Consider the following 8,989-nt stretch of genomic DNA (forward strand, 5'->3'; position numbering starts at 1 on the left):
CCGCGGCGGGCGTCGCGGCCCCGGTCACCGGCGGCACGACCGGGGGCAGCGCCTCGCCGCCCTGCTGGTCCGCCTGCTGGGCGTCCTGCGGCAGGCCCTGCGGGAGCGGCTGCGGCGCGAGCACCGCCGCGTAGTCGATGGAGCCGGAGTCCCGGCCGCCCGCCTCGTGCGCGTCGGCCTGGGCCGGTACGGGCTGCGGCGGCACCGGCTGCGGGTCGCTCCAGGACCCCTGCGGGCCCGGCATGAGCAGCACGTCGTCCTCGTCGTCGATGCCCGCACCGGGAGCGGCGGGCTGGTCGAGGTAGGTGTACGCGGGTGCGCCCTGTTCGTCGGGAAGCGGTTCCGCGCCCCAGCCGGGGGCGGACGGCTGCGGTACGGCAGTGCCGGGAAGCTCGGAGTGCGGCTGGCGAACCGCTTCCCCGACTGCGTTCTCCGGCAGCCCCTCGCCGGGGATCCGACCGGTGTCCGTCATGCGTGCCCCTCGCCCATCGGTTTCGCTCCTTCCAGCGCTGCACCGCGCGCGGCCCGACCCCCCTCACGCAAGAGAACGAGCGTGCGGAGCAGCGGGCACGTGAGCGCCGGACGCCGCGGTTCTCGACGACCCGTCAACGCACGACGACGGCACAACGATCCGCCAGCCTACCCCGCTCGGCGCGGCGGCCCGTCCGGTGGTCCGCACCTCGGGACGCCCCGCGTACGATGCCCCAACACACGTCCCCGACCGGCGGAAACACCCTCCACGCAGGCATTTTTGATCATGCGCGGATCAACGGCGGGTGCCGCAGAGGGCAAAGGTCACCGAGCGTTCCCGCTCGGCCCACTCGGAATCCAGTTCGACGGATTGCAGGAGAGCGCGTTCGACCTCGTAACCGCCTTCCTCCAGTGCCCTGCTGACCGCTTCGGCCTCGTCGCGGGTGGTCGCGCCGGTCACGATCCGCTCCGGGCGGCGGGCCGCGCAGGCGGCGGTCACCTCGGCGTCGACGCACCCGATCCGTACCGCGTCGGGCTCCGGGAGGTCGTCCAGCACCTGGGGCGCCGGGCCGTGCACGACCTGGAGTTGGACCCCGGCCCTGCGGCCGGTGGCGGTGATCCAGTCGCACGCGTCGGCGTCCCGGTCGACGGCGATGACGGCGGCGCCGAAGCGCGCGGCCTCGACGGCGACGGCGCCGTCCGCGGCGCCGATGTCCCACACGAGGTCGCCGGTGCGCGGGCCGAGCCGGGCGAGTTGGAAGGCGCGCAGATGCGCCGAGGTGTCGCCGCCGTATTCGGACGAGGGCAGCGCCCAGCCGCGGACCGGACCGGGAAATCCGGGGTCACGCCCGGCGATCCAGCCGCCGCGCTCCGCCGACGGTACGCCGGGACCGGCCGCCCCCGAACCGGCGGAGGTGGTGTTGCCGACGACCAGGACGACGTTCGGATCGCGCCATATGTGGTCGGCGACGTTGTCTGAGGTGAGAACCGTCACCTGTTCCTGCTCGGTGCCGAGCGCTTCGCAGATGACGAAGGTCCGGTGGACTCCGGTGAGCAGCAGGGAGAGTTCGACCGGGCCCGCGCCGGGCGCGGTGAGCACGGCGACCTTCGGGTAGGCGCGGCAGACGTTGACCGCGCGGCGCAGGGAACGGCCGTGCGCGACCACCACACGGGCGTCGTCCCAGGGCATTCCGGCGCGGGCGAAGGCGGTGGCGACGGCGGAGACGCCGGGGATGACCTCGATCTCCAGGCCGTGTTCCGGCGCCCGCAGCGCGCGGACGACGCCGAAGAAGCCGGGGTCGCCGTCGGCGAGTACGACGGCGCTGCCGCGGTGCTTGGCGATCCTGCGGGCGGCGATCTCGATGCTGCCCAGCACGATCCGCTCGGCGTGCTCGGGGACGTGCGACAGCGCGAGATGGTGTTTGGTGCCCGCTACCAGGGTGGCGGCGTTCAGTGCGGCGCGGGCCGCGTCGGACGGAGGTGAGCCGTCCCATCCGATCACGGTGACCCGGTCGGCCATCGTCGTCTGCCTCCATGGCTGTGCGGATCGCTGCGGACCAGGTCATGGCACGGCGGCGTGGCGCGCTCCGGTCCCGGGGGGAGAACACTATCCGGGCCCGGGTGCCCGGGGACGAGGCGAGGGGGCACGTATCCGCCACGGGTCCCTCGGAGCCGGCGGGCGGGAGCGCTCAGCGCCAGTCGGCGTACGCGCTGAAGTCGGCGTGGGCGTCGTATCCGCCGTCGCCGGAAGCCTGGCCGGGACCCTCGTCCAGGTCCTCGGGCAGCATGCTCCACACCAGCAGGTCGGTACGGATCTCGGCCCAGCGGCCGTCCTCGGTCTGGCTGCGGACGATGCCCGCGTTGCGCAGCACCCCCTCGCTGACGCAGCCGATCTTCTGCGCGACCTGCTGGGAGGCGGTGTTGTCGGCCGCGGTGCGCAGTTCGAGCCGCTCGAAGCGCTGGTCGGTGAAGAGCCAGTGGCAGACGGCCTGCACCGATTCGCTGGCGTATCCCTCGCCGCGCGCCCAGGCGGCGGTGAGATAGCCCACCTCGCTGCCGCGGATCCGCCAGTCGGTGTTGTGCAGGTGGACGGTGCCGACCAGCCGCTGGGTGAGGAATTCGGTGACGGCCAGGACGATGCCGCGGCCGGACTCGCGCTCGGCGGGCGCGGTCCTGTGGACGAACGCGCGGGCGTCGTCCTCCGAATACGGCTGCGGTACGCCGGTCCACGCGATGATCAGCTCGTCGTTCATCATCTCCGCCAGGGCGGGGATGTCCGCCTCCTCGTACGCGCGCAGCACCAGCCGCTCCGTACTGATGGAGATGTCCGGAAAGGTGGGCGTCATTCGCTGCTCCGTAACCAGGGCATGTGTGGATTGCACAGCATGCAGCATCCCGCACGGCATGGGCCGGGCAGGGTCGCCGGGGCGGGAGTGTGGGGTGCGCGGCGGCGAACGCCCTTCCAGAGTAGGGCGAATGCCGGTCAGGGCGGGTATCCGTGAACGTCATCCGATCCTGCTACCGTCAGCCCGCGTGACAGTGCACCACGCAGCAGGAGTCGGCTATCAACGGGCAGCGGAGGTCTACGAGAGCTCCCGGCCCTCCTATCCGCTCGCCGCGCTCGCCGCGCTGGCGGACGCGTTGCCCCTGGAAGCGGGCCGTACCGTGGTCGATCTCGGCGCGGGCACCGGCAAGTTCACCCGTCTGCTGGCACTGACCGGGGCCGAGGTGCTCGCGGTGGAACCGGTCAGGGAAATGCGGGAGCGGCTCGCCGAGCTGCTGCCCGCGGTCGCGGTGAACGCGGGCACGGCGGAGACCACGGGACTGCCCGACGGCTGCGCGGACGCCGTGGTGGCGGCGCAGTCCTGGCACTGGTTCGAGGAGCCGGCCGCGCTGACCGAGGTGGAGCGGCTGCTGCGGCCGGGCGGCGCGCTGGCGCTGGTGTGGAACACCTTCGACACCGCGGAGCCGTGGATGCGCGACTTCCAGGACATCTACTTCCGGCTGGCGCCGCGCGATCTGCCCCGCCCGCCGCTGTCCTCCGGCCTCGGCGACGCGGGCTGGCGCAAGCCGTTCGAGTCGCGGCCCGGCTGGGGGGCGATCGAGGAGCGGCACTGGCCCAATCCGCACTCCACGACGGTCGCGGACATCGTCGACCGGATGATGTCGTCCAGCCATATCGCCGTCCTCGACGCGACCGCCCAGGGCCGGGTGCGCGCCGAGCTGGAGTCGGTGCTGGGGGCGCACCACGCGACCCGCAGCAGCGGTGCGATCGAGATGCCGTACGTGACGGACGTGTACTGGGTGCGGCACGGCTGAGGCCCCGCGCCCTCGAATTCGCCGGGGGGAGCGGGGCCCTGGGGCGGCGGTCAGGCGGCCGGGGCGCCGAAGGCCGGTATCACCGAGCCCTTGAAGGTCGTCTCGATGTACTGCTTCACCTCGGGCGAGTTGAGCAGTTCCGCGAGCTTCTTCACGCGCGGGTCGTTCTCATCGCCCTTCTTGACGGCCAGGAAGTTGGCGTACGGGTTCCCGTCCGCCTTCTCCAGCGCCAGCGCGTCCTTGGCCGGGCTGAGATCGGCCTGGATCGCGTAGTTGCCGTTGATCACGCCCGCGTCCACGTCGTCCAGGGAGCGCGGGAGCTGGGCGGCCTCCAGCTCCTTGAACTTCAGGTGCTTCGGGTTGGCCGTGACGTCGGCAGGGGTCGCGGTCTGGTCGGTGCCCGCCTTGAGGGTGATCAGGCCGTTGTCGGCGAGCAGCTTCAGCGCGCGTGCCTCATTGGTCGTGTCGTTCGGTACGGCGACGCTCGCGCCGTCCTTGAGCGCGCCGATCGACGTGATCTTGTGGGAGTAGAGGCCCAGCGGTTCCAGCTCGACGTTGACGACGGGCACGATGTGGGTGCCGTTCTTCTTGTTGAAGTCGTCCAGGTAGGGCTTGTGCTGGAAGAAGTTCGCGCCGACCTCGCCCTGTTCGGTGGCGGTGTTGGGCAGCACGTAGTCGGAGAACTCCTTGACCTGGAGGTCGAGTCCGGCCTTCTTCGCCAGGTGGTCCCTGACGTAGTCGAGGATCTGCGCGTGCGGGGTGGGGCTGGCCGCGACCACGAGCGGGCCGCTCGTGTCCTTGGCGCCCGCCGTGGAGTCGGAGCCGCAGGCGGTGAGGCCGAGCGAGAGCGCGGCGGCGGCGAGGACTGCGGCGGTGACGGTGGTGTTCTTTCGCACGAAAAGTGCCTCTTTCTGGTTGTTCCGGGTCGTGCTGGGTGGTACGGCGCCGCGACGCTGCGGTGCCAGCGGGAGGGAAGCGAGTCGGGACGAGAGCGTCAGGCGGTCAGGAGGCTGCCGACGTGCGCAGCAGCCGCAGCCGGGGGGCCGCGCCGGACCGGCCGCGGCGGGAGACGGTGCGGGCGGCGAAGTCCCCGGCGAGCTGGACGAGGGTGACCACGACGACCAGCACGGCGACGATCACCCACATGAAGCCGGTCTCGAAGCGCTGGTAGCCGTAGCGCAGCGCGAGGTCGCCGAGCCCGCCGCCGCCGACCACCCCGGCCATCGCGGAGTAGCCGATCAGCGCGATGACGGTGGTGGTGGCGCCGGCGATCAGTGACGCGAGCGACTCCGGCAGCAGCACCTTGCGGACCACCGTCCACGTACTGCCGCCCATCGCCTGGACGGCCTCCACCAGGCCGTGGTCCACCTCGCGGACCGCCGTCTCGACCAGCCGGGCGAAGAACGGGATCGCGCCGACGGCCAGCGGGACGACGGCCGCCTCCCAGCCGATGGTGGTGCCGACGATCGCCCGGGTGAAGGACATCAGGGCGATCATCAGGATCACGAACGGCAGTGACCTGCCGATGTTCACGACGACGCCGAGGACGCGGTTCACGGGCAGACAGCGCAGCAGGCCGCCCCGGTCGGTGAGCACCAGCAGGACACCGGTCGGCAGCCCGGCGGCCACCGATATGACCGTGGCCCAGGCGACCATGCGCAGCGTCTCGCCACCCGCCTGCGTGAGCAGCGGGTGCATCTCGGACCAGGTCACTTCGCCGTCTCCCGGCCCCTCGGCGCCACCGTGACCGGCTCGGCCGCGGCGACGACGGCGACGTCCAGGCCCTGCTCGCGCAGGTAGCCGATCGGCACCACGTTGTCCTCGAAGCGTCCCGGCAGCTCGATCCGCATCCGGCCGATCTGCCGTCCGTCGTAGGTCTCCATGGCCGCGCCGAGGATGGAGATGTCCACGTTGTACGTGCGCGCGAGCCGGGAGATCACCGGCCGGGTCGCGCTGTCGCCGTGGAAGGTGAGGTCGACCACCGTACGGTCGGGGCCCGACGCGTCACCGTCCACGGGGAACAGCTCGTCGGCCAGTTCGGAACCGGGGGTGGCCAGCAGTTCGGCCACGGTGCCTGACTCCACTACGCGTCCGCCTTTCATGAGTGCCGCCGAGTCGCAGACCTGCTTGACGACGTCCATCTCGTGGGTGATCAGCAGGACGGTCAGGCCGAGCTGCCGGTTGAGGTCGCGCAGCAGCCGCAGCACGGACCGGGTGGTCTCCGGGTCGAGCGCCGAGGTGGCCTCGTCGGAGAGCAGCACCTTGGGGTCGCCCGCCAGGGCGCGGGCGATGCCGACGCGCTGCTTCTGGCCGCCGGACAACTGCGCGGGGTAGGCGCGGGCCTTGTCGGACAGGCCGACCAGGTCGAGGAGTTCACCGGCCTTGCGGGCCCGCTGGCGGCCGGAGATCCCCAGGATCTCCAGCGGGAGTTCGACGTTGTCCTGCACGGTGCGCGAGGAGAGCAGATTGAAGTGCTGGAAGACCATGCCGATCCCGGCGCGGGCGGCGCGCAGGGCGGCGGGGGCGCGGTCGGAGCGTCCGGCCAGCGCGGTCAGGTCGCGGCCCGCCACCTCGACGGTGCCCGAGGTAGGGCGCTCCAGCAGGTTCACGCAGCGGATCAGGGTGCTCTTGCCCGCGCCGCTGCGGCCGACGACGCCGTAGACCTCGCCTTCGCGTACCCGCAGGTCCACCCCGTCCAGGGCGGTGACCTCACGGTCGCGCGAGCGGTAGACCTTTCTCAGGTCGGTGGTGGTGATCACAGGAGCGTCCATCGGGGTCGAGCGCGCGGCGGACGTACCACCGCGCACGGGGCGTTCTTCTCGGGACGCGGCACGCGGCGGCGCGGCGGAAAAGGGCGGCGGGCCTCAGAGGGTTTCGGCGGCGCCGTGGGCGCTGCGCCGGTGCGTGACGCGGGGCACTCGCTTCGGGGCGCGAGGCAGGGAGCTGGCTGGGCCCTCGGTCAGTCACACATTCGACACGCACAACGAACACCGGGCGTGATCGCCTCGGTCGCGCGGCAGCGGCTGTTCGTCGTGGTCATGCGTTCCAGTAAACCAGACGGGTGGCCGCGTTCCGAAATCCGGTCCGATTGTTCATTATGCGGACACACTCACCGAGGCCGTCCCGGTGGGCGGCCGGGCGGGCAGGGGTGGGAGATCCGGGCGTCACGCCCCGTAATAGAGTCGCCGCATGCTCGACGCGGTCCTCATCACGGTCTCGGTCACGGCGCTGCTGCTCGCGGCGTGGTGCGGTTTCGCCGCGTACCGTGACCAGCCGACGAACGACTGGCACTTCGTCGCGATGGCCGTGGTCACCGCGGGCGCGCTGGTGCAGCTCGTGATCGCGATCGTGCAGCTCGCCCGCGGCGAACGGCCGCAGCACGGGATGGCGGTCTTCCTCCCGTATCTGCTGGGCGCGGCCGTGACGATCCCGGCGGCGGCCTTCATGTCCCTTGCCGAGCGGACGCGTTGGGGTTCGGCGATCGTGGCGGCCGGCGGTGTGGTGCTGGCCGTGCTCGAACTGCGGCTCAACGAGATCTGGGGAGCCGGCCATGGCTGACGGCACACGCGCGACCCGCGCACAGGCACGGACGAAGACGCTGACGAAGGGCACGGACGGTATGAAGGACACGGGGGACGGCGCCGCGGCCGAGGCGGCCCAGGACGCGCCGGGGACGCGGATCGGCCAGGGTCCCGGCCGGCTGCTGCTCTCGCTCTACGCGGTCTTCACCGTCGCGGCGCTGTCCCGGTCGGTCGTGCAGATCGCGACCAAGTACCACGACGCGCCGCTGGCGTACGTCCTGTCGGGCGTCGCGGGCGTGGTCTACGCGGTGATCACCGTCGCGCTGTGGAAGGGCGGCGAGGCGGCCCGCAAGGTGGCGCTGGTGTGCTGCTCGGCCGAGCTGGCCGGCGTGATCGCGGTGGGCACCCTGACGGTCGTGGACTCCTCGGCCTTCCCCGACGCGACCGTCTGGTCCGACTTCGGGATCGGCTACCTCTTCCTGCCGCTGGCCCTCCCCGTGGCCGGTCTGCTGTGGCTGCGGCGTGCCGCCCGCGAGGCGGGGCGGCCACAGGAACAGCAGACCGGGTCCGGGGCCTGATCCGTACGCCGGGCGCCGTGGAACGCGGCTCAGGCGGTGGCCGCGTAGCCCGCCGTGGCGGCGGCCTTCTCCATGGTCACCAGGCTCAGCCGACGGCTGACCGGCTCCGCGACGCCCACCTGCTCGTAACCGAGCTTGCGGTACATCCGCAGATTGACCTGGCTGCGGTGGCCGGTGAAGAGCCGGTAGCGCTTGGCCTCCTCCTCGGCCGCCAGTCGCTCCTCGACGGCGTTGAGCAGCCGTCCGCCGAGGCCGTGTCGTTGAAGTCGCGGGTGGACGATCAGTTTCCCGATCCGCGCGGTGCCGTCGTCGTCGACGACTCCGCGTACCGAGCCGACGACCTCGTCGCCCAGGCGCGCCACCAGGACGCACCCCCCGGCGAGTTCGGCACGCAGCTCGTCCAGGGTCTGGGTGAGAGGTTCGATGCTGTAGTCGCCGTACAGCTCCGCCTCGCTCTGGTAGCAGAGGTACTGGAGTTTGAGGATCTTCTCGGCGTCCGAGTGCTCCGCCGTAGAGATGGTCACGCTCATGCCCATGCGCGCAGGCCTCCCCTTCGAATCCGTCCGGGCAGTTTGAGGGTGAGGTATGCGCCCGGAACGAGTGCCTGAACGGAGTTGGTGCGGATATGCGCCGCCTCCGTGGCGCCGATGATCGCACAAACCCTTCGGTGGGGTACCGCCTGCGCCCCACCCAGTTCAGTCTCGTACGGGCGTGCCAAGGGTGCCCACTGCCGCCGACTGTTTACCGTGCATTACCCCGTCTCACCGGGGATCCAACCCTCGAATTCAGGATCGTCCGAAGACAGCCGAGACAGCGCGACCTCAGCGGTCCGATGCTGCCCTGTGAGATTCCCAACTCGCGGGAGATTTCCCGGTAAGTGGGGTCGGAACGGGACATCAGGGCCGTGACGACCTGCGGACAGCGGCCGGGCAGCCGCCGTACCGCGGCCTGGACCGTACGGTGTTGCTCCGCCGCCAGCACCAACTCCTCGACCCCTCGCACCCGCGCGGGCGGGCCCGCGGCGTCCGGGTCCTCGTACGGGCGCTCGCTGCGGATCCGGCGGGCGTGGGCGCGGGCCTCGGCGCGGACCGCGCGGCGCAC

At 71.8% G+C, this 8,989-nt stretch carries 9 protein-coding genes and 1 pseudogene; 3 read left to right on the top strand and 7 right to left on the bottom strand.

The window, feature by feature from the left end:
• The 3 genes and pseudogenes from BGM09_RS16985 to BGM09_RS16995 all read right to left on the bottom strand — a co-directional run.
• Nucleotides 1-472, bottom strand: a pseudogene (locus BGM09_RS16985) (5,6-dimethylbenzimidazole synthase); the annotation flags it as partial.
• A 294-nt stretch (nt 473-766) separates the two neighbouring features.
• A complete protein-coding gene (gene cbiE, locus BGM09_RS16990) occupies nt 767-1,990 on the bottom strand; it encodes a precorrin-6y C5,15-methyltransferase (decarboxylating) subunit CbiE (RefSeq protein WP_188282448.1) in 1,224 nt (407 codons plus the stop codon).
• A gap of 169 nt (nt 1,991-2,159) precedes the next feature.
• Nucleotides 2,160-2,816, bottom strand: a complete 657-nt coding sequence (locus tag BGM09_RS16995) for a GNAT family N-acetyltransferase (RefSeq protein WP_188282449.1) — start codon at nt 2,814-2,816, stop codon at nt 2,160-2,162.
• Between the two features lie 187 nt (nt 2,817-3,003).
• Between BGM09_RS16995 and BGM09_RS17000 the strand changes: the two genes are divergently transcribed.
• Entirely contained in the window at nt 3,004-3,789 is a 786-nt protein-coding gene (locus tag BGM09_RS17000; RefSeq protein WP_188282450.1) for a class I SAM-dependent methyltransferase, read from the top strand.
• Between the two features lie 50 nt (nt 3,790-3,839).
• Here the strand turns inward: BGM09_RS17000 and BGM09_RS17005 are convergent, their stop codons facing one another.
• The 3 genes from BGM09_RS17005 to BGM09_RS17015 form a co-directional block, all read right to left on the bottom strand.
• Nucleotides 3,840-4,685 (bottom strand): MetQ/NlpA family ABC transporter substrate-binding protein, encoded by an 846-nt coding sequence (locus BGM09_RS17005; RefSeq protein WP_188282451.1) that lies wholly within the window; start codon nt 4,683-4,685, stop codon nt 3,840-3,842.
• A 106-nt stretch (nt 4,686-4,791) separates the two neighbouring features.
• Complete coding sequence (locus BGM09_RS17010) at nt 4,792-5,502, bottom strand: methionine ABC transporter permease (protein WP_188282452.1); 711 nt, start codon at nt 5,500-5,502, stop codon at nt 4,792-4,794.
• Nucleotides 5,499-6,548 (bottom strand): methionine ABC transporter ATP-binding protein, encoded by a 1,050-nt coding sequence (locus BGM09_RS17015; RefSeq protein ID WP_188282453.1) that lies wholly within the window; start codon nt 6,546-6,548, stop codon nt 5,499-5,501. Before BGM09_RS17015 ends, BGM09_RS17010 begins: the two co-directional genes overlap by 4 nt.
• Nucleotides 6,549-6,978: 430 nt before the next feature.
• Here BGM09_RS17015 and BGM09_RS17020 point away from each other — a divergent pair, with 430 nt between their 5' ends.
• Both BGM09_RS17020 and BGM09_RS17025 read left to right on the top strand, forming a co-directional pair.
• A complete protein-coding gene (locus BGM09_RS17020; protein ID WP_188282454.1) occupies nt 6,979-7,347 on the top strand; it encodes a hypothetical protein in 369 nt (122 codons plus the stop codon).
• The gene (locus BGM09_RS17025; protein ID WP_411158322.1) at nt 7,340-7,888 is read left to right on the top strand and encodes a hypothetical protein; all 549 of its coding nucleotides are present in this window, start codon (nt 7,340-7,342) and stop codon (nt 7,886-7,888) included. The genes BGM09_RS17020 and BGM09_RS17025 overlap by 8 nt, the downstream gene beginning before the upstream one ends.
• Nucleotides 7,889-7,917: 29 nt before the next feature.
• Here the strand turns inward: BGM09_RS17025 and BGM09_RS17030 are convergent, their stop codons facing one another.
• Nucleotides 7,918-8,424 (bottom strand): GNAT family N-acetyltransferase, encoded by a 507-nt coding sequence (locus tag BGM09_RS17030; protein WP_188282455.1) that lies wholly within the window; start codon nt 8,422-8,424, stop codon nt 7,918-7,920.
• Nucleotides 8,425-8,989 lie beyond the last annotated feature (565 nt).

Origin of the sequence: Streptomyces sp. CBMA29, from assembly GCF_014596445.1 — a bacterium.
In the GTDB taxonomy this organism is placed as follows: Bacteria; Actinomycetota; Actinomycetes; order Streptomycetales; family Streptomycetaceae; genus Actinacidiphila.

Coding starts and splice junctions, on each gene's coding strand:
- BGM09_RS16995 (WP_188282449.1), bottom strand. CDS start 2,816: ATGACGCCCACCTTTCCGGACATCTCCATCAGTACGGAGCGGCTGGTG.
- BGM09_RS17025 (WP_411158322.1), top strand. CDS start 7,340: ATGGCTGACGGCACACGCGCGACCCGCGCACAGGCACGGACGAAGACG.
- BGM09_RS17030 (WP_188282455.1), bottom strand. CDS start 8,424: ATGGGCATGAGCGTGACCATCTCTACGGCGGAGCACTCGGACGCCGAG.
- BGM09_RS17020 (WP_188282454.1), top strand. CDS start 6,979: ATGCTCGACGCGGTCCTCATCACGGTCTCGGTCACGGCGCTGCTGCTC.
- cbiE (WP_188282448.1), bottom strand. CDS start 1,990: ATGGCCGACCGGGTCACCGTGATCGGATGGGACGGCTCACCTCCGTCC.